This window comes from Microbispora sp. NPDC049125 (assembly GCF_040802045.1).
Taxonomy (GTDB): domain Bacteria; phylum Actinomycetota; class Actinomycetes; order Streptosporangiales; family Streptosporangiaceae; genus Microbispora.
In genome coordinates this window covers 1-18,554 of the sequence record NZ_JBEZDW010000060.1, presented here as the reverse complement: position 1 = coordinate 18,554, position 18,554 = coordinate 1, and the positions used below count along the sequence as shown (strand labels likewise).

17 protein-coding genes are annotated in these 18,554 nt (G+C 71.2%); 6 read left to right on the top strand and 11 right to left on the bottom strand.

Features of this window, described 5'->3' with window-relative positions:
• Position 1: 1 nt before the first annotated feature.
• Complete coding sequence (locus AB0B72_RS38265; protein WP_367744519.1) at positions 2 to 1,099, bottom strand: DUF1972 domain-containing protein; 1,098 nt, start codon at positions 1,097 to 1,099, stop codon at positions 2 to 4.
• 88 nt (positions 1,100 to 1,187) lie between these two features.
• On the opposite strand from AB0B72_RS38265, the gene AB0B72_RS38260 reads away from it, so the two are divergent.
• Both AB0B72_RS38260 and AB0B72_RS38255 read left to right on the top strand, forming a co-directional pair.
• Positions 1,188 to 2,285 carry a glycosyltransferase family 4 protein gene (locus AB0B72_RS38260; protein ID WP_367744518.1) on the top strand — a complete coding sequence of 366 codons (1,098 nt, stop codon included), beginning with the start codon at positions 1,188 to 1,190 and terminating at the stop codon, positions 2,283 to 2,285.
• Between the two features lie 47 nt (positions 2,286 to 2,332).
• A complete protein-coding gene (locus tag AB0B72_RS38255) occupies positions 2,333 to 3,340 on the top strand; it encodes a hypothetical protein (RefSeq protein WP_367744517.1) in 1,008 nt (335 codons plus the stop codon).
• Here the strand turns inward: AB0B72_RS38255 and rfbD are convergent.
• The 4 genes from rfbD to AB0B72_RS38235 are packed head-to-tail and all read right to left on the bottom strand — an operon-like array spanning position 3,324 to position 7,650.
• A complete protein-coding gene (gene rfbD, locus AB0B72_RS38250; protein ID WP_367744516.1) occupies positions 3,324 to 4,166 on the bottom strand; it encodes a dTDP-4-dehydrorhamnose reductase in 843 nt (280 codons plus the stop codon). The genes AB0B72_RS38255 and rfbD overlap by 17 nt on opposite strands.
• The gene (rfbB, locus tag AB0B72_RS38245; protein WP_367744515.1) at positions 4,163 to 5,134 is read right to left on the bottom strand and encodes a dTDP-glucose 4,6-dehydratase; all 972 of its coding nucleotides are present in this window, start codon (positions 5,132 to 5,134) and stop codon (positions 4,163 to 4,165) included. Before rfbB ends, rfbD begins: the two co-directional genes overlap by 4 nt.
• Positions 5,131 to 6,198, bottom strand: coding sequence for a glucose-1-phosphate thymidylyltransferase (locus tag AB0B72_RS38240; protein ID WP_367744513.1), 1,068 nt, complete (start codon positions 6,196 to 6,198; stop codon positions 5,131 to 5,133). Before AB0B72_RS38240 ends, rfbB begins: the two co-directional genes overlap by 4 nt.
• Positions 6,199 to 7,650: a sugar transferase gene (locus AB0B72_RS38235; protein WP_367744511.1), complete on the bottom strand. Its 1,452-nt coding sequence runs from the start codon at positions 7,648 to 7,650 to the stop codon at positions 6,199 to 6,201. It lies immediately after the preceding gene.
• A 308-nt stretch (positions 7,651 to 7,958) separates the two neighbouring features.
• On the opposite strand from AB0B72_RS38235, the gene AB0B72_RS38230 reads away from it, so the two are divergent.
• Positions 7,959 to 8,978, top strand: a complete 1,020-nt coding sequence (locus tag AB0B72_RS38230; RefSeq protein ID WP_367744510.1) for an LCP family protein — start codon at positions 7,959 to 7,961, stop codon at positions 8,976 to 8,978.
• Between the two features lie 35 nt (positions 8,979 to 9,013).
• Positions 9,014 to 9,769, top strand: coding sequence for a crotonase/enoyl-CoA hydratase family protein (locus tag AB0B72_RS38225; protein WP_367744509.1), 756 nt, complete (start codon positions 9,014 to 9,016; stop codon positions 9,767 to 9,769).
• A 37-nt stretch (positions 9,770 to 9,806) separates the two neighbouring features.
• On the opposite strand, the gene AB0B72_RS38220 is transcribed toward AB0B72_RS38225, so the two are convergent.
• The 3 genes from AB0B72_RS38220 to AB0B72_RS38210 all read right to left on the bottom strand — a co-directional run bounded on the left by AB0B72_RS38220 (position 9,807) and on the right by AB0B72_RS38210 (position 11,894).
• Positions 9,807 to 10,184 (bottom strand): hypothetical protein, encoded by a 378-nt coding sequence (locus AB0B72_RS38220; RefSeq protein ID WP_367744508.1) that lies wholly within the window; start codon positions 10,182 to 10,184, stop codon positions 9,807 to 9,809.
• Positions 10,185 to 10,251: 67 nt separating this feature from the next.
• Entirely contained in the window at positions 10,252 to 10,866 is a 615-nt protein-coding gene (locus AB0B72_RS38215; RefSeq protein WP_367744506.1) for a GntR family transcriptional regulator, read from the bottom strand.
• Positions 10,863 to 11,894 (bottom strand): EamA family transporter, encoded by a 1,032-nt coding sequence (locus AB0B72_RS38210; protein WP_367744504.1) that lies wholly within the window; start codon positions 11,892 to 11,894, stop codon positions 10,863 to 10,865. The genes AB0B72_RS38215 and AB0B72_RS38210 overlap by 4 nt, the downstream gene beginning before the upstream one ends.
• 178 nt (positions 11,895 to 12,072) lie before the next feature.
• Here AB0B72_RS38210 and AB0B72_RS38205 point away from each other — a divergent pair, with 178 nt between their 5' ends.
• A complete protein-coding gene (locus AB0B72_RS38205; protein WP_367744503.1) occupies positions 12,073 to 14,175 on the top strand; it encodes a nitrate- and nitrite sensing domain-containing protein in 2,103 nt (700 codons plus the stop codon).
• Positions 14,172 to 14,525 (top strand): DUF742 domain-containing protein, encoded by a 354-nt coding sequence (locus AB0B72_RS38200; protein ID WP_367744501.1) that lies wholly within the window; start codon positions 14,172 to 14,174, stop codon positions 14,523 to 14,525. Before AB0B72_RS38205 ends, AB0B72_RS38200 begins: the two co-directional genes overlap by 4 nt.
• Positions 14,526 to 14,549: 24 nt before the next feature.
• Here AB0B72_RS38200 and AB0B72_RS38195 read toward each other — a convergent pair whose 3' ends face one another.
• The 3 genes from AB0B72_RS38195 to AB0B72_RS38185 form a co-directional block, all read right to left on the bottom strand.
• On the bottom strand, positions 14,550 to 14,954 hold the full coding sequence (locus AB0B72_RS38195) for a hypothetical protein (RefSeq protein ID WP_367744500.1): 405 nt from the start codon (positions 14,952 to 14,954) through the stop codon (positions 14,550 to 14,552).
• Between the two features lie 110 nt (positions 14,955 to 15,064).
• A complete protein-coding gene (locus AB0B72_RS38190) occupies positions 15,065 to 15,634 on the bottom strand; it encodes a hypothetical protein (protein ID WP_367744499.1) in 570 nt (189 codons plus the stop codon).
• Between the two features lie 216 nt (positions 15,635 to 15,850).
• Positions 15,851 to 17,410 carry a hypothetical protein gene (locus tag AB0B72_RS38185; protein ID WP_367744498.1) on the bottom strand — a complete coding sequence of 520 codons (1,560 nt, stop codon included), beginning with the start codon at positions 17,408 to 17,410 and terminating at the stop codon, positions 15,851 to 15,853.
• Positions 17,411 to 18,554: the final 1,144 nt, after the last annotated feature.

Below are 18,554 nucleotides of genomic sequence, written 5' to 3'. Positions count from 1 at the left end.
TCTAACGCTTCGCGAGAAGGTCACGGCAGAGGGCCTCGTACCGCGCGGCCACGTCGTCCCACGTGTACTTGGTGCGGGCGCGCTCGCGCGCCGCGTCGCCGCGCGACCGCTCCCCGGCGGGGTCGGCCTCGGCCGCCTCCAGGGCCCCGGCCAGCGACGGCGCGTCCGCGAAGAACGTTCCAGCCTCGCCGAGGACCTCCCGGTTGAAGACCACGTCGTACGCGATGACCGGGGCGCCGGCCCCCATCGCCCGCAGAAGCGACGGGTTGGTCCCGCCGACCGAGTGGCCGTGCAGGTACGTCGCGGCTCCCGCGTAGAGGGCGTCGAGCAGGCCCTGGTCCCAGACGCCGCCCACGAGCTTGATCCGCGGGTCGCCCTCCGCCAAGCGCTCGATCTTCCTGGTGTACTCGGCGGCGTAGGGGGCCGAGCCGACCACGACGAGGGGGTGGACCGCGCCGCTGCGCGCGTAGCCGTCCACGATCAGGTCCACATGGTTCTCCGGCTCGAACCGGGCGACCACCAGGTGGTAGCGGCCGGGCTCGTACCCGGCGGCGCGCAGGGCCTCCTCGTCGGCCGACTCCTGGATCGGCGCGCCGTACGGGATCATCACGCTCTCGGTTTTGTAACGTTCCCGGTAGTAGTCCTGGATGGCCAGGGCGTCGGCGATGATCTCGTCCGACCAGCGTACGGAGAGCCGCTCGGCGGCCAGGTAGTACCGCTGGCCGGCGCCGCTCCATTTGGCCCGCCGCCATTCCAGGCCGTCGACGTGGGTCGCCACGGGGATGCGGGCGGCCCTGACGAACGGCAGCAGCGGCGCGTTGGCCGCGTTGAACACCAGCGCCACGTCTGTGCGCCTGCCGAGCAGGTGCCCCACGGAAAGGGCCGTGTGGCTGAGGGTCTCCAGAGCCTTGTGCCGGACCGCGGGCAGGTGGACCAGCTCCATGCCGCGGTACCGTCGCGGACGCTCCTCCCCTGATCGGCAGTAGACGCGCACCATGTGTCCCGCCTCGGCCAGGCGCCACCCGATCTCCTCGACGGCGGTCTCGAAGCCGCCGTACCGGGCCGGCACCCCTCTCGTGCCGATCATCGCGATTCGCAAACCGGCCCTCCATGACCATCTGGCACACTGTTAATGGCAGAATAGGGAAATCCGCGCTAACAATACCTCAGGGTGGGATTACTTGGACATGAGCCGTGTGGTAATCGCGCACCCGTCACCAGATCTATACGGTTCTGACCGAATGGTATTTGAATCGGTGAAAGCGGTCATCCAAACGCATCGCGTCCTGTTCGTCCTTCCAGCACATGGGCCACTTTCCGGTCGCCTGCGGGACGCGGGGGCCGAAATCGTCATCATGCCGACTCCGGTGCTCCGGAAATCCCTGCTGTCCCCGAGGGGCCTGGTCACCCTCGGCTACCAGACGGCCGCCGTCCTGCCCCGCATGATCGCGCTGCTGCGGCGGGTCCGGCCGGAAACGCTCTACGTGAGCACGATCACGCTGCCGCTTTGGATCGTTGCAGGCCGTCTCGCCGGGGTCCGCGTCGTGTGCCACGCGCACGAGGCGGAGCAGAGCGTCTCACCGCTCGTGCGCCGCCTCCTCGCCACCCCCGTACGGCTCGCGCACCACGTGGTGGCCAACAGCGAGGCGTGCCTGCGCACCCTCACCGGCGGCGGCGTCCGCCGCGAGCGGGTCACCGTCGTCTACAACGGCGTGGCCGATCCCGGCGGCGCGACACCTCCGCGCGAGACGCCCGAGGGCAGGCTGGTCCTGGTCGGCAGACTCTCCCCCCGCAAGGGCAGCGACGTGGCGGTGCGCGCCGCCGCGCTGCTGCGCGAACGCGGGCGCCCGGTCACGCTCACGCTCGTAGGCGCGATCTTCCCCGGCTACGAGTGGTTCGAGAAGGGGTTGCGGTCCGCCGCCGGAGACGAGGTGACGTTCGCCGGGTTCCAGGACCCGATCGCCCCGTTCCTCGCCGACGCCGACATCGTGCTGGTGCCGTCGCGGGAGGAGCCGTTCGGCAACGTCGCCGTCGAGGGGATGCTCGCGGGGCGTCCCGTGGTGGCGAGCGAGGTGCAGGGGCTCGCCGAGATCATCCGGAACGGCGAGACCGGGGTCCTGGTCCCGCCGGACGACGCGGTCGCGCTCGCAGACGCGATCGAGGCCCTGCTCGCCGACTGGCCGCGCGCACTGGAGCTGGCCGGCGCCGGGCAGGAAGACGCGCGGCGGCGTTTCACCCTGACGCGTTACCACAGCGACATCATGGGCGTCCTTCGGCGAACATGACCTCTGCCTAGACTGCGTACAGAATAGAAAGCGGGAGGAACCGGGCGGTGGCAACGGGCGACGACGATGAGACCCTGCCTGAAGTCGGGCTGCTGGAGGCGGTGTGGCGTTACCGCTGGTCCTCACTTCTGATCATCATCCTGTCCGGGCTGATCGCGTCGGGAGCGACCCTGATGGTGCTCAACACCGTCACGGCCACGGCCCGGTTCGCCGTGATCGACCCGCGCAGCACCTCGTTCCTGCGGCAGGGCGTCTCCTCCGACAGCAGCTTCATCGCCTACACGGCGCAGCGGGCGGCTTTCGCCGAGTCGGCCCAGGTGCTCACGCGGGCGCAGCGGCTGCTGGAGACCGAGCGGTCGTACCGGATCGACCTGGAGACCCTGCGCGCCTCCGTCGAGGTCGCCCCCGCGCCCAGCGGCGGCATCGTCGAGGTGGAGGCGACGGCGAAGACCGACCGCGCCGCCGCCGACATCGCCAACGCCGTGGTCACCGCCTACCAGGCGCTCACCGCCTCGGCCGCCCAGGCCGACCAGGCCAAGCTGCTCAAGAGCATCAAGGCCACCGAGGCCCAGATCAAGGGCAACCTCAAGGCGGCTCCCGCGAACGGCGCCGTCGCGACCTCACTCACCGAGGTCCTCGTCCAGCTTCAGCTCAAGGAGAGCGACGCCCAGATCGACCTGGTCTCCTACAACGACGGGACACGCTTCGTCGACCAGGCCAACCCCCTGCGGATCACACCGAGCAAGGTGCCGAGGAACGCCGCCATCGGGCTGGCGCTCGGCGTGCTCGTCGCCGTCGTGATCTCGTTCCTGCGGGCGACCAGCCCCATCAGCCGGGTCGGCAAGGTGACGACGGGAGCCGGCCGGCGCAAGCGCCCGCGGCGCATCGTGCTCGCCAAGGCCCGGCCGACCCGCCTGACGTCCCCCGCCCTCAGCCGGAACGACCCCGACGACACCGCCGTGCACACGCGCGACTCCCTGCGGGCATACGAGGAGGACGACGACGACCTGCGTGTCGTGATCGACGCGGGTGAGGAGACTAGGTCGCCGCGCTGACCTCCGGCCAGGCCGCGTGCAGCGCCTCCCGCCAGCAGCGGATCGGCGGCAGCCCGGCCTCAGCCCATCGGGCGTGGCCCAGCACGCTGTACGCGGGACGGCGGGCCGGCCTCGGGAACGCGTCGCTGGAGACGGGGCGCACCCGGTCCGGGTCCACCCCGAGCAGGAGGAAGACCTCGCGGGCCAGGCCGTACCAGGTCGTCTGCCCGGAACTCGTGCCGTGGTAGACGCCCGGCTCGGCGCGTGAGCGCGCCAGCCGGACGATCTGGCTCGCCAGGTCCGCGGTCCAGGTGGGCTGCCCGCGCTGGTCGTCCACCACGCCGACCGTCTCGCGCTCACCGGCAAGCCTGATCATCGTACGGACGAAGTTCGGCCCGGCGGCGCCGTACAGCCAGGCCGTGCGCACGACGTAGCCGCCGTGCTCCAGCGCCGCCCGCTCCCCCGCCAGCTTCGTACGGCCGTACGCGTTGAGCGGCGCCGGCGGGGCGTCCTCGGGGTGCGGGCCGGCCGAGACGCCGGACAGGACGTAGTCGGTGGAGATCTGCACGAACCGGGCGCCCACCTCGGCGGACGCGGCGGCGAGCGCCCGGACCGCGTGGCCGTTGACGGCGAGCGCCTCCTCCTCGCGGGCCTCGGCGTCGTCGACCGCCGTCCAGCCCGCGCAGTTCACCACGACGTCCGGGCGGCGGGCCAGCACCAGCTCGCGTACGGCCGCGGCGTCGCGCACGTCGAGATCGGCCCGGGTGAGCGCGGTGGCCTCCGGCCCCAGGCGTCGCGCGAGGTCGGTGGCGAGCATCCCTGCGCCACCTGTGATCAGCCAGCTCATCGGCGCGCGCCGGAAAGCGGCTTCCACCAGCCGGAGTTGGCGGCGTACCAGGCGATGGTGTCCCGCAGCCCGTCGTCGAAGGCCACCGACGGCCGGTGACCGAGTGCGCGGATCTTGGCGTCGTCGAGGGAGTAGCGCCGATCGTGGCCCTTGCGGTCCGGCACGTGCTCGACCATGTCCCACCCGAGCCCGAACGCCTCAAGCAGGCGGCCGGTCAGCTCCTTGTTGGTCAGCTCCGCCGTCCCTGCGATGTGGTAGATCTCCCCCGGTTCGCCGCGTTCGGCGACGAGCTGGATGCCCCGGCAGTGGTCCTCGACGTGGACCCAGTCGCGGACGTTGCCTCCGTCGCCGTACAGGGGGACCTTCCGCCCGTCCAGGAGCCGGGTGACGAACAGCGGCACGAGCTTCTCGGGGAACTGGTAGGGCCCGTAGTTGTTCCCGCAGCGGGTGACGGCGACCGGCAGGCCGTGCGTCACGCCGTACGCGCGGGCGATCAGGTCGCCGCCCGCCTTGGAGGCGGCGTACGGCGACCTGGGGCGCAGCGGCGCCTCCTCGTCCCACGACCCCGACTCGATCGAGCCGTAGACCTCGTCGGTCGACACGTGGACGACCTTGGAGACGCCGGCGTCCAGGCACGCCTGGAGGAGGGTCTGCGTGCCGACCACGTTGGTGCGCAGGAACTCCGCCGCCCCGTCGATCGACCGGTCCACGTGCGACTCGGCCGCGAAGTGGACGACGACGTCGTGGCCCGGGACGGTCTCGGCCAGCAGCGCCGCGTCGCAGACGTCGCCGTGGACGAAGTCGAAGCCGCCTTCCACCGGTTCCAGGTTGGCGAGGTTCCCCGCGTACGTCAGCTTGTCGAGGACGGTGACGCGCGCGCCGCTGAAGGCGGGGTAGCCCCCGGACACCAGCGTGCGGACGTAATGGGAGCCGATGAACCCGGCTCCGCCGGTGACGAGGATCCTCACGACGAGATCTGGACCTTACTGTGATCGCCGAGCACCAGCCGGTGGGCGCGGGGGGTGTTGGGGGCGGGGGTCACCTCGACGTCGTGGCCGATGAGGGAGGCTTCGACCCGGCGGACGCCGGTGATCGAGGAGCGGGACAGCACGATCGAGTACTCGATCTCGCTGTCCGCGATGACGCAGCCCGCGCCGATGGAGGTGAACGGGCCGACGTAGGAGTCGGTGACACGGGTGCCGGGGCCGACGACGGCGGGGCCGACGATCCGCGAGCCGCGGACCACCGCCCCCTCCTCGACGAGGACCCGCCCGATCAGCTCGCTGGCCCCGTCCACCTTCCCTCGTACGGCGGGGTCGAGGCTTTCCAGCACGAGCCGGTTCACCTCCAGCATGTCCGTGACGTTCCCGGTGTCCTTCCAGTATCCCGAGATGACGGTGGACTCCACGCGGTGTCCCGCGTCGATCAGCCACTGGATGGCATCGGTGATCTCCAGCTCGCCCCGCCACGACGGCTTGAGCTCCGCCACGGCCTCGTGCACCGCCGCGGTGAACAGGTAGACGCCGACCAGCGCCAGGTCGCTCTTGGGCAAGGCCGGCTTCTCCTCCAGGCCGACGACCCGCCCTCCGGCGTCCAGCTCGGCGACCCCGAACTGCCGAGGGTCGGGGACCTGGGTCAGCATGATCTGCGCGGCGGGACGATCCGCCCTGAAGCGCTCCACCAGTGAGGTGATCCCGCCGACGACGAAGTTGTCCCCCAGGTACATGACGAAGTCGTCGTCCGCGAGATAGTCACCCGCGACCAGCACCGCGTGGGCGAGCCCCAGCGGGGCCTCCTGCCGCAGGTAGGTCACCTGCAGCCCGAAAGCCGAGCCGTCGCCGACGGCCGCCTCGATCTCGGCGTGGGTGTCGCCCACGACGATGCCGACCTCACGGATGCCGGCGGCGGCGATCGCCTCCAGGCCGTAGAACAGCACCGGCTTGTTCGCCACCGGCACGAGCTGTTTGGCCGAGGTGTGCGTGATGGGCCGCAGGCGGGTGCCGGACCCGCCCGCGAGCACGAGGGCCTTCACCTAGTACGCCCCCTGTCCGCCGACGACCGCGGACCAGGTTTTCCAGAGGATCTGGAGGTCCATGATGAGTGACCAGTTCTCCACATAGCGCAGGTCGAGCCGCACCGACTCCTCCCAGGACAGGTCGGAGCGGCCGCTCACCTGCCACAGCCCCGTCATCCCCGGCTTGACCAGCAGCCGTCGCCGTACGTCGTCGCCGTACTGGGCCACCTCCTCCGGCAGGGGCGGTCGCGGGCCGACGAGGGACATCTCGCCGCGCAGCACGTTGATCAGCTGCGCCAGCTCGTCCAGCGAGTATCTGCGCAGCCAGCCGCCGATCGGCGTCACGCGGGGGTCCTTCCTGAGCTTGAACAGAACGCCGTTGCCGTCATCGCGCCCGAGCAGGTCCTGCTTGACGCTCTCGGCCTGGGGCACCATGGTCCGGAACTTGAAGAGTGTGAAGTGCTCGCCGCCCTTGCCCACCCGCTTCTGCCGGAACAGTGCGGGCCCCTTGCTCGTCAGCCTGATCATCATGGAGATCGCCAGCAGCACCGGCAGCGTCACCAGCAGCATCACGGCCGCGACCACCCGGTCGAAGACGCTCTTGACCAGCTGCCGCGAGCCCTTCAGGTCGGGATGGGCCACGTGCAGCAGCGGCAGCCCCGCCACCGGACGGATGCTGATGCGGGGCCCGGCGACCTCCATCAGCGCCGAGGCGACGTAGAGGTCGATGCCGGTCTCCTCCAGCTCCCAGGTGAGCCGGCGCAGCGCGGTGCCGTCCAGCTCGGGGCAGGACAGGACCGCGACCGTGTCGGCCGACACCCGTCCGGCGACCTGCGCGGCGTCCGTGAAGTCGCCCAGCACGGGGAAGCCGTCGAGCTGGACGGGAAGGTCCTGGTGCTGGTCCGGCGGCACGCAGGCGGCCACGATCCGCATGCCGTGATGACGCTCGCGGCTGAGCTGCGCGTGCAGCTCCACCACCGACGGCCAGTGGCCGACCACGACGACCCGGCGCAGGCATTCGCCCTCGCGGCGGCGTGCGTGGAGGTGCTTGCGGAGGGAGTACCGCCACACGAGGCAGGTGAGGGCGGCGGCCGGGATGGCGACCATCACGTAGGCGCGGGCCACGGGGGTCTGGGTGAGATAGGCGGAGATGGCCACGACGGAGGCGATGACGGCGGCGGCGTGGAAGACCTTCCGGTACTCCTCGGCGCCGTCTCCGATGTTGCGGATGTCATGGCCGCCGATCAGCCTGATCGCGAGCGGCCAGGTCGCGATGAGCGCGACCGCGAGCGCGCCCTCCAGCGGCCCGATGTGCCACGTGAAGCTTCGCACGGCGGCGACCCCGCTCACCGCCAGTACTCCGGCCAGGGCGTCGCCGACGACCACCCGCCGGATGTAGCGCCGTGGCCAGGTGACTCTGCTCGAGTGTTCGCGCGCCGCGAGCAGCGCGTCGTTCACGACAATGTCCATTTGCCCTCGCCCGTGCCTTCGGTCGATCGTCAGAAAAGGACGCGCCACGGCCCTGCCGGTTCACCCGTCTCTCACAATTCGCCGGTTGGAACGATCCTATAGATGGGCTAAGTTTGGCGGAAGTTTGCCTACACGTCCACATCTGGACGTTTGTTGTACTGGACAGAGTGGTCGGCGACGGGTCCGAATTCTCACGGGAGGCGGTCGCCGAAAGTGCGACTTACGGTCGGCCCGCCTTGTCTATTACTTTTCGCGGCATACGGCGGCATACAGCGTCATACAACGGAAGCGACCATTGGACCCCTCACGTGAGCACTTCGGAGCCGTCATCCACCCCCACCCCGGCCGCGCGAGGGGCCCGGCGGCGCCGGGTGCCGATCATCGTGTCGCTCGTCCTGCTGCTCCCGCTCGCGGCGTTGTTCGCCGTGGTCATGCAGCGCCAGTACGTGTACGACAACAACATCCGGCGCGTGCGGGAGGTCTTCCCCGCCGAGTGGGACAGGCCCGCCAAGGTGGCCGGCGAGGCGCGGAACTGGCTCATCGTCGGAGCGGACAGGCGGCCCGGCGAGGGCGGCCACCAGAGGTCCGACAGCATCATGATCGCGCACATCCCCGCCGACCGTAAGCGGATCTTCCTCGTCGCCGTCCCGCGGGACTCGTATGTTACGATCACCGGCCACGGCAGGGACAAGATCAACGCTGCGTACGCGTACGGTGGCCCTCGGCTACTCGTGAACACCGTCGAAAAGCTGTTGAAGGTACGCATCGACCATTTCGCGGCGCTTGACTTCAATGGCTTCGTCGCGATGAGCAAAGCTTTAGGCGGCGTTGACCTCTACGTAACACGGGAGGCACACGACCCCGCCAACAACGTGACCTGGCCGCAGGGAAGGGTCCATCTCGAAGGCGAGCGGGCGCTGCTTTTCGTGCGCCAGCGCTACGGCCTGCCGGGCGGCGATTTCGACCGCATCAAACGCCAGCAGGCATTTCTCCGCGCCATGGCCGAAAAGGCGATTAGCGGGGGGACGCTGACCAACCCCATCGCGCTGGACGGCTTCCTCCAGGCGCTCACGAGCTCGATGACCGTCGACTCGGGCGTCAGCATGGGCACACTGCGAAGCCTCGCCCTGGAGCTTCGCGACGTCCGGGGCGGTGACCTGCTGGCCACCACACTCCCCGTCGCGGGCACCCCCACCGTCCACGGGTCGAGCGTGGTCCTGCTGGACGACGCCGCGACAGCCGAGCTGGCCACGGCGATCAGGACCGACACGCTCGACCGCTACCTCGCCGACCGGGGAGGACAGCACGACATCTCCCTCGTCAGGTGACCCCGGCGCCGCCGCCGCGGAACTAGATTCTGGACATGTCCGTACGCATCGACCGGGACGGCCCGGTCACGACCGTGATCCTCGATCGCCCCGAGGTACGCAACGCCGTCGACGGGGAGACGGCCCACGCCCTCGCCGAGGCGTTCCGCGCGTTCGACGCCGACGAGAACGCCTCGGTCGCCGTGCTGTGGGGCGCGGGCGGCACGTTCTGCTCCGGCGCCGACCTGCACGCGGTGGGCGGGGAGCGGGGCAACCGGGTCCAGCCGGACGGCGACGGCCCGATGGGGCCCACGCGACTGCGCCTGTCGAAGCCGGTGATCGCGGCCGTGGAGGGCTACGCGGTCGCCGGGGGCCTGGAGCTCGCGCTCTGGTGCGATCTGCGGGTGGCCGCCGAGGACGCGACGTTCGGCGTGTTCTGCCGGCGGTGGGGTGTGCCGCTCATCGACGGCGGCACGGTGCGGCTGCCCCGGCTCGTCGGCACCGGCCGCGCCCTCGACCTCATCCTGACGGGCAGGGCCGTGCCCGCGGCCGAGGCGCTGGAGATGGGGCTCGTCACGCGCGTGGTCGCCCCGGGCACCGCCCGGCAGGCAGCGCAGGAGCTCGCGCGCACGCTGGCGGCGCTGCCGCAGGAGTGCCTGCGCGGAGACCGCATGTCCGTGCTGGAACAGGAGGGCAGGCCCGAGGACGAGGCGCTCGCCGCCGAGTTCCGGTACGGCGTGGCCTCTCTCAGGGCGGGCCACCTCGCCGGCGTCGAGCGTTTCCGATCGGGCGCGGGCAGGCACGGGGACTGACGGCGCCTCAGTCGTATCGGTCTCAGTCGTATCGGTCTCAGTCGTATTCGAGGTCCGGCAGGGGCGAAGGCGGATCGGGGCTGCGCCACACGACGACGTACCCGTCGTCGGCGGCGCGGTCGACCGCCGTGCTGAGCCGGTCGAGGTCGAAGTCCGGGAGGTATCTCAGCCGTGCCAGGAAGCTCGCGTCGGTCGCCGAACGCGGGACGACGCACCCCTCGCCGTCACGGTCGAGCAGGACTATGAGAACGTCGCCGGGCTCGTCGGAGGGCTCGTCGTGGGGCGTCTGCCCGCCGACCCTCACCTCGACGACGTCCTCCCACGCGAGGGCCTCGACGCTGCCGTCGGCGTAGTGGCGCGTCACGCCCTCTTCGGTGACGTACACATATGAGTCCGGCACTCGGTTGCCGTGCATGGGCGCGATTGTGACGACTGGGAGGCGCTCACGGCAAGGCGTCGCCGTGACCCGGGCGCCGAACGGCTCAGCGGTCCCGCCACCGCAGATGGTCCCGTACGGCGCGGCGGGCGGCCTCCGGGGTCCCCTCGGCGATGACGCGCAGCAGTTCCCGGTGCTCGGCGGCCAGCTCGTGACGCTCGGCGTAGGCGTGCCGCAGGCCCACGAGTCCCAGTCTGGTCTCGGCGGCCAGTGAACCGTACAGGCGCACCAGGCGGGGGCTCCCGACGGCGGCGACGAGCGCCTCGTGCAGCGCCATGTGCCCGGCGACGACGGCGGCCCAGGGGGCCTCGGACGGCAGGGCCGCCAGGCGGGCGAACGCCGCCTCGGCCGACGGGACTCGGCGTCCGTTGAGCGCCCCGGCCATCAGCTCCTCCAGCGGCCCCCGCACGTACATGAGGTCGGCGAGGTCGGCCGGCGTGAGGCGCGGCACGTGGGCGCTGCGGTTGCGCTCGCGCCGCAGCAGACCCTCATGGACGAGCAGCGCCAGCGCCTCCCGGACCGTCGGCCGGGCGACGCCGTACCTGGCGGACAGCTCCTGCTCCGGCAGCGTGCTCCCCGGCTCGATGTCCCCGGACAGCACCCGCTCGCGCAGCGCGGCGGCGAGCGCCTCGACGGTGGAGACGGGCCGCAGGGCGGTCACGACGCCGAGCCCAGACGCGCGGGGGCGCGTTCCGGCAAGCCGGAGGGCGCCTCCTTGCCCGGGCGGGCCACCGCGGCCAGGCTCACCGCCAGCAACGCCAGGCCCGCCCACGAGAGCGCGGAAAGGTGCTCGCGCAGGACGACGAGGCCGAGCAGCGCGGCGACCGCGGGCTCGGCCAGCGCGAGCGTCGCCGCCGTGGCCACCGGGGTGGTCCGCAACCCCCGGCCGTACAGCAGGTAGGCGAGGGCGGTGGCCGCGCAGCCCAGATAGAGCGTGGTGAGCAGGCCGCGGGGCTGCGCCAGCCAGCCGGGGCCGGTGGCGACGAGCACCGGCAGCATGATCACCGCCGCGCCGCCGAACAGGGCGCCCATGACGACGGCGGGCTCCGATCCCCCGCTGATGGCACGGGACGCGACCACGGCGTAGAAGGCGTACAGCAGCCCGCCGAGCAGGGCCAGGGCGACGCCCACGGCGTCGGTGCCGCCCGCCTGCCCTCCTGTTATCAGTACGGCGGAGCCGGCGATGGCGACGGCCGTCGCGAGGGTCCAGCGGCGGCTCGGCGGCCTGCGGTCGATGAGCCACGACAGCATCCCCGTGAAAACCGGCCCGCTGCCGATCGCCACGACGGTGCCGACGGCCACCCCCGTCCTGCCGACGGCCGCGAAGAAGCACAGCTGGTAGGCGGCCACGGCAACCGCTCCCAGGACCAGCGCCACCACGCCGCCCTTCGCGAGACGGCCCCTTGCGGCTCGCGAGCCCGCGGCTCCTCGGGGGGCGGCTCCTTGGGGAGCGGCTCCTCCGCGGGCGGCGTCTCGGCGGGCGGCTTCTCCGCGGGGCGTTCCTCTGCGAGCGGCTCCTCTGCGAGCGGCCGGAGCCAGACCCAGGGCCGCCAGCACGGCCCCGCCGAGCACGAGCCGGGCGGCGGCCAGGGAGACGGGATCGGCGTCCGCCAGCGTTCCGGCGGTGCCGGCCGTACCCCACAGGACGGCGGCCGCGACGACGGCGAGCGGTCCGGGCATCTGCACCATGGTCTGATTGTCTGACAACCAGACACATGTGGCAAGCCGTCTACCTGGTGGAACGCGACAAGCCCCGCCAATTAGTGACGTCTTATATAACGGGTTTAGGACTATCCCTGGTAGCATCACTCACGCATTGCTATGGTTTCGCCACTATTAACACAGGTGTAACCGACGGGCGGGTCCCATGGCTGGTCGGAAACGGTCCATTCGCTACAAGATTTTCACGATCCTGCTCGTGCCGGTGACGGCGCTGGTTGTCATCTGGGGGTTCCTCGCGGCCGTCACAATTGAGCGGGGTTTGGAGCTGCTGAGGATCCAGGCGGTCTACGACAACGTCGTGGTCCCCGTCCGAGGCGTGATCGCGGAGCTTCAGCACGAGCGGTTCGTGTCGGTCCACTACCTCAGCACGGCCATCGGGCTCCGCAGCGACCTCGACACCCAACGCCGGAGGACCGACGCCGCCGCCGCCACCCTGGAGCGGCTGTCGCAGGACGCCAGGAGCCAGACGCCGCCGGCCATGTGGGACCGGGTGCAGGAGCTGCTCAGCCGGGTCCACCGGCTCAGCGGCCTACGCGGCCAGGTCGACGACCGCAGCCTGTCCCGGCCCGACGCGGTGGAGGAGTACAGCGCCCTCACGGAGATCGGCTTCCAGGCCTACGACCGGTTGATGATCTCCCCGGACCTCGACCTCGTCGAGCAGACGAAGGCCGTCATCCTGATCGACCGCAGCCGCGAGATCGCCAGCCAGCAGTCGGCGCTGATCACCGGGGCGTTCTCCGCCGGGCGGATGACGCAGTCCGACCGGGACGTGTTCGCCGGCCTGGTCGCCAAGCGCCGCCAGCTCTACCAGCTGGGCACCGGCCCGCTCGACGCCGAGCTGAGCAAGCCGTTCGCCGCGCTGAACATCTCACCGCTCTACACCTCGTTCGTCGCCATGGAAGACGACGTCTTCAGCCGCGTCACGCCCGGCAAGCCCCTGCCGTCGGACGCCCTCGCCTGGCCGACGACGGGGGAGGCGCTGGTCCAGGAGCTCGGCGACGACGGCGCCGTGGCCAGCAGGACGCTGGCCGCCCGGGCGCTTCCGCTGGCGCAGACCGTGCTGTTCCGCATCGCCGCAGCCGGACTGCTCGGCCTTATCGCGGTGCTCGCGACCGGGTTCATCTCCTTCCGGTTCGCCCGCAAGCTCACCTCCGAGCTTGGCGGCCTGCACGAGGCGGCCTTGGAGCTCGCCGACCGGCGGCTTCCCGGCGTCGTCGACCGCCTGCGGCGCGGCGAGGACGTCGACGTGGCGGCGGAGACCCCGCCGCTGGTCGAACAGGCCGAGACGGTGGAGGTGGAGAGCGTCGGCAACGCGTTCACCTCGGTGCAGCGCACCGCCGTCGAGGCCGCGGTCGGCCAGGCAAAGCTGCGCAAGGGCGTCAACAACGCCTTCCTCAACCTGGCGCGGCGCAGCCAGTCGCTGCTCCAGCGCCAGCTCTCCCTGCTCGACGGGCTCGAACAGGAGATCACCGACCCGGAGCTGCTGGAGCGGCTGTTCGGCGTCGACCACCTGACCACTCGCATGCGCCGCCACGCCGAAGGCCTGATCATCTTGTCCGGCTCCGCCCCCGGGCGCGGCTGGCGCAACCCGGTCAGCCTGTACGACGTGGTCCGCGCCGCGGTCGAGGAGGTCGAGGACTACCTGCGGGTCGCGATCACGGTGCCGCAGGGCCCCGCGCTCGTCGGCAGCTCCGTCACCGACCTCGTCCACCTGCTCGCGGAGCTGATCGAGAACGCCGCGATCTTCTCGCCGCCGAACAACCAGGTCCACGTGCGGGGCGAGGCGGTCGCGCGCGGCTTCGCCCTGGAGGTGGAGGACCGCGGGCTGGGCATCTCCCCGGAGGAGATGACCCACCTCAACGAGCGGCTCGCCAACCCGCCGGAGTTCGACCTGGCCGACAGCGACAGGCTCGGGCTGTTCGTCGTCGGACTGCTGGCCAGGCGGCACGGTGTCCGCGTATCGCTGCGGCCCTCGCCGTACGGCGGGACCAGCGCGGTCGTCCTCATCCCGAAGGAGCTGGTGGTCGACGCCACGGCCCGGCCCTTCACCGCCGATCGGCTCGCGCCGCCGGCGCCCGTCTCGGCGCCCGCGCTCGCGCTGACCTCCCCCTCCGGCCCTCCGGCGGCGGAGGACACACTGCCCAAACGCGTCCGGCAGTCGAGCCTGGCGCCGCAGCTCCGCGAGGAGCGTCGTGACGTGTACTCGTCGTTCCAGGCCGGCTGGCAGCGCGCACAGGAGGAGTCGTGAGCGAGCAGGAGTTCGGCCCGCTGCTGCGCCCCTACACCCTCACCCGGGGGCGGACCCGTCCGACGGGTCCCGAGTTCGACCTGATGACCATCGTCAAGACCACCCCCTCGGCGTACGAGCGAACGGCCGGGCTCACCCCCGAGCACGTGCGGATCCTGGAGCTGTGCGGGTCCGCCGCCTCGGTGGCGGACCTCGCCTCCGACATGGGCCTGTCGCTCAACGTCGTGCGGATCCTGCTGAGCGACCTGCGCGACCAGGGCCTGATCACGGCCCGGCCACCGGCGACCGTCGCGCAGCTTCCCGAGGAGCGGCTCCTCCGCGAGGTGCTCCAGGGTCTTCAGGCGCTGTGAACCGCTGAGCCCGCGGCGGGAGGCTCAGGTGTCGGACCCGCACGCCTCCATCAGCCTGCCGACATGCCACCGGGCGGGCGTGGTGAGCTCCTCGGCGTAGCGGTCGAGCAGCTCGGCGAGCAGCCCGGCGTCGGCCGTCGTGACCAAGGGGAGGTCGAGATAGGTCTCCTCGCCGTCCAGCACCAGATCGCCCCTGACGGTGAACTCCCCGTCGCCCACGGCGACGTTCATCTCGAAGACGAGCTCGTGCCCGGGGAGCGCCACCTCGGCGCCCAGCCGTACGGCACGACCGGCCAGGTCGGAGACGGGCATGGAGCGGACATGGGGGAAGTAGTCCTGAGACAGGGATCGGCCCATCTCGCTGAATCGCGCCGCCGTACGCATAAGGGCTCGCAGGAGATCGGCGGCGCCCTGACTGTTGGCGTCCACCCCCGAAGGGTAGATCACTCCATGTTGGGGATCGACCGAAACGTCGGCGCCCGAACCGTTTCCGATGATCGCCATGCCCGCGGAGCCCTCGCGATGCCGATCAGGCGTGATCAGCGGAACGCGTAGCACTCCACCTCGGCACGGCGCGCGGTCAGGCCGCCGTTGACCGCCTCCCGGACGCAGGCCTGCTCACGCGGACTGAGGTTGAGATTGCCGCACACCGAGACGCTCGAATAGGTGCGGCAGTCGAGGAACGGGTTGTGCTCTCCCACGCTGTACCGCTCCCGCACGTCGGCACGGCACTGGCACCGCGCGTCCTCGGTGTCGGCGTAGCGGCACTGCCCCATGAGGATCTCGAACTGGTCCCGGCTGACCTCCTGCCGCGCCGTACGCAGGGTCGGCCCGCCCGGCTGCTCCTTCGGCTCAGGCTGCGCCTGCCCCTGAGACTGCTCAGGCTCTCCCTGAGACTGCTCAGGCTCTCCGGGCTGTCCGGGCTGCTCAGACTGTTCAGTCTGCTCAGGTTGCTCCGTCGGCTTCGGCTGCCCGCCGAAGGCCGGGTTCTGCCACGGGCCGGGCTCTCCCGCGTACGGGCCGGTCCGCGCCTGACCGTCGTTACCGGCGGCGACCATGCCCAGCGTGGTCATCGCGGCGAGCGTGGCGACAGCGACGATCTTCTTCATGGCGATCCCCCCACGAGGAGAGGTACCCATCGCCGCGATACCCGATCTCGGGCAAATGACCAGGCCACAGCCGACAGACGCCGTTCCGTCACGCCGGCCTCGATCCGGGCCCTCCTCGCGGCAAAGGCACCGTTACGCATCGCGGCGGGCACGATCGGCGGCGGCCGGGCGCCTGAGCCGACGGTCACGCCTCCGATAGGCGACGGGGTGACCGAATCATGCCGTCTTCCGCCCGGACAGAGCTTTTTCCCGCTCTTTGCCCGTGCGAGCGGCCCGCCTCCTCCGCCGGGACCGTACGGCCTGGCCGGCGCTCGCCACCAGCACTGCGGCCGAGAGCCATAGGCCCGCTGCGGAGGCGGTGCCGTGGGCGTCCGGCCACCCCGCGCTCCATCCCAGGAAAGGCAGGTAGATGGCGGCGAAGACGAGGGCGGCTGACGCGAACGCGAGCCCGCCACCCCGGACCTTGGCTCCGGCCGCGGACCAAGTGATCATCACGCCGATGGCGCCGCAGATGAGAAGCACGAATCCCGCCGGCCCCGTGAACAACGCCGCCGTCCCGGCGCTGGTCGTGATCATGAGCGCCCCCAGCCACAGCAGAGCGCCGCAGACGGGGAAGGCGACGGGCGACGCCTGCACGGCTCCGCCGAGCGCAAGGCCTACAAGGAGCACAGTGAACGCGGCGAGCAGCGCGATCCACATCTCGCGCTCGATCAGGTCTCCCATGGCGGAGACCGGGGCGGCGGCCTCTTCCGCGAAAGCGCTCTGGTCACCGGTCAAGCCCAGGCGCCGCCACCGTCCCGACGTGTCGCGGATGACAACGCCGTCGGTGCCGTTCGCGACCGCCACGACATGCCCCCCGGGCACGGTGAGCACGACGAGGGCCCGCGACACCGCCCGGCCGGCCTTGATCGTCTCGTCCTGGCCGTCATAACCGCGGTCGAGCCATACCTGCCTTCCCGGGGAAATCTCCCAGGCCGTGCTCCACGCCGTACCCCCGTCCGTCGACTGCTCGACGCCGAGCCGCCCCGGAGAGATCCGGTAACAGCGCCGGGGGTCACCTGGCACGCATCCGCTCGCCATGGGAGCGTTGAGGGACGGACTCGTCCATCGGTGCCAGGACCGGCCCTCGTCGGTCGTGGCCAGACGCCGATCCTTGATGTCTGCCGGTCCGTCGATGTCCACGATGATCGCCGCGTCCCGCACCTCCACGGACAGGGCGGCCGGGCTACGCGGATACGCGCTGGTGGCGGCGACCGCGAAGACGGCGGCGGGGACGACGACCAGGACACGGACGCGCCGTGCCGTCGAGGTCCTGACGGGACGGCGAGCGGCCCTGCCCCATGTCAGCAAGGCGATTGCCAGGACCGGAAGCGCGATCAGGTCGGTGGGGTCGGCGACCACCCGGGAGCCGGGCGTGAACACGCCCCACATGCGGGCCGCCGCCTCTGCCCCGGCCGCTGTCGTCTTCATGAGCGTGAACAGCGCTCCCGTGAGCGCGATCGCCGCCACGGCGACCCGCCGCTCGACCGGATCCGGGGCGCCGCCCTCCAGCGGGCGCGGGGACGGCACCCCGCGCCCCGTGGCGCCTTCCAGGAGGATCCACGCGAGCAGTGTGAGCAGCGGCGGCGCGACCAGCATCCCGGCGAGATCGCTCAGCTTGCCTGTGACCGGGCCCGGCCACAGGCGTTTGAGCACATGGTCGTTGACGAGCAGCACGGCCACCCCGGCCGCCGTGACTGGATGGGCGAGCCAGGCTATCGAGGTCCGACAGGTCACACGCACCTCGCTTCAGCGACAGATGCCTCAATGAAGACACGTGCCCGGTCGTCCGTCGATCTTCCAACGGATAACTATGCGCTCACGGAATCGACACGCTGCGACGGAAAGGCCTCGCGTCAGCGCCTCTACGGCGCGGGACCGACCGGACAACCGGCGACCCACGACGCCGGGCCGCGTGCGCGCCTCATCGGACCTCCTGCACATCGACGACCGGCCGCGTTCGCGCCCCGTCGGACCGGCTCTACGTCGGACGTCCCGTATGTCGGCGAACGGTTCGCTACCTGGTCGGCGAACGTCAGGTGGTCACGGCTGAGCCGGGCAGACCGGCCTCCAGCTGCGCAGCGGTGGCGGACGCGTCGATCCCCGCTCAGGGGAAGGACGGCCTCCTCAAGCGGGCAAGCCTGAGTTCGTCGACTTGTGCAGAACGGCGGGCTCGGCCTGCTACAGGCGACTCATGCTGCACACGAACTCGCCCGCTGCCGGTGCGCTTTGGCCGCCGAACCGGCAACTGTGATCACAGCTTGGAGTTGTTCGATCACTTTGCGCATGCGATAATTAGCACATGTTTTCGATTGAGGGTGTGTGATGGAGCTTTTCGGGTCCGGTGATGCACCGCCGCCGTCGTTGGGTCCGCAGTGGTGGACGGATTTGATGGAGCGTGCGTCGATGTGGTCGTCCGAGGGGTCCGCCGCGCGGCGTGTCGACGCCCTCCAGCGGTCCGCCCGCACACCCACCGAGGTCCCGTCCGATGCCCCCACTGGTGTGCCCGGTGGAGGCGGGTGGCCGCCGGTTCCCGGCCGGCGGAGCGATGGGGATGCGAGCGAGCCTCCGCCTGGGCCGAGCTGCGTGCCAGTGTGCGACCCGCTGCATGGCCTGGCCTGGGCCGGAAATTCGGGGTCTGGTGGGGATGTGCCTGCCGGAGGTGGGGGCGCCCGCGCTGGCAGCACCTCTTCCGCCGGAGATGGCGCCCCGGTCGCAGATTCCAGTCCAGTCGGGGAAGACGATCCCGCTGGTTGTCCGACCCGGGATCATGATCGGGTCGGTGCTGGTGATGCGGTTCCGTCGTGGGTGTTGGTGGAGCGGGTGGTGGGGGCGGTTGCGGCGTTGGTTGAGGGTGGGGTGCCGGAGTCGGCGGCGGTGT

Bases quoted from the DNA above. Each gene is read 5' to 3' on its own strand.
- AB0B72_RS38190 (WP_367744499.1), bottom strand. From the start codon at position 15,634: ATGAAGAAGATCGTCGCTGTCGCCACGCTCGCCGCGATGACCACGCTG.
- rfbD (WP_367744516.1), bottom strand. From the start codon at position 4,166: ATGAGCTGGCTGATCACAGGTGGCGCAGGGATGCTCGCCACCGACCTC.
- AB0B72_RS38235 (WP_367744511.1), bottom strand. From the start codon at position 7,650: ATGGACATTGTCGTGAACGACGCGCTGCTCGCGGCGCGCGAACACTCG.
- AB0B72_RS38210 (WP_367744504.1), bottom strand. From the start codon at position 11,894: ATGGTGCAGATGCCCGGACCGCTCGCCGTCGTCGCGGCCGCCGTCCTG.
- AB0B72_RS38225 (WP_367744509.1), top strand. From the start codon at position 9,014: ATGTCCGTACGCATCGACCGGGACGGCCCGGTCACGACCGTGATCCTC.
- AB0B72_RS38220 (WP_367744508.1), bottom strand. From the start codon at position 10,184: ATGCACGGCAACCGAGTGCCGGACTCATATGTGTACGTCACCGAAGAG.
- AB0B72_RS38205 (WP_367744503.1), top strand. From the start codon at position 12,073: ATGGCTGGTCGGAAACGGTCCATTCGCTACAAGATTTTCACGATCCTG.
- AB0B72_RS38260 (WP_367744518.1), top strand. From the start codon at position 1,188: ATGAGCCGTGTGGTAATCGCGCACCCGTCACCAGATCTATACGGTTCT.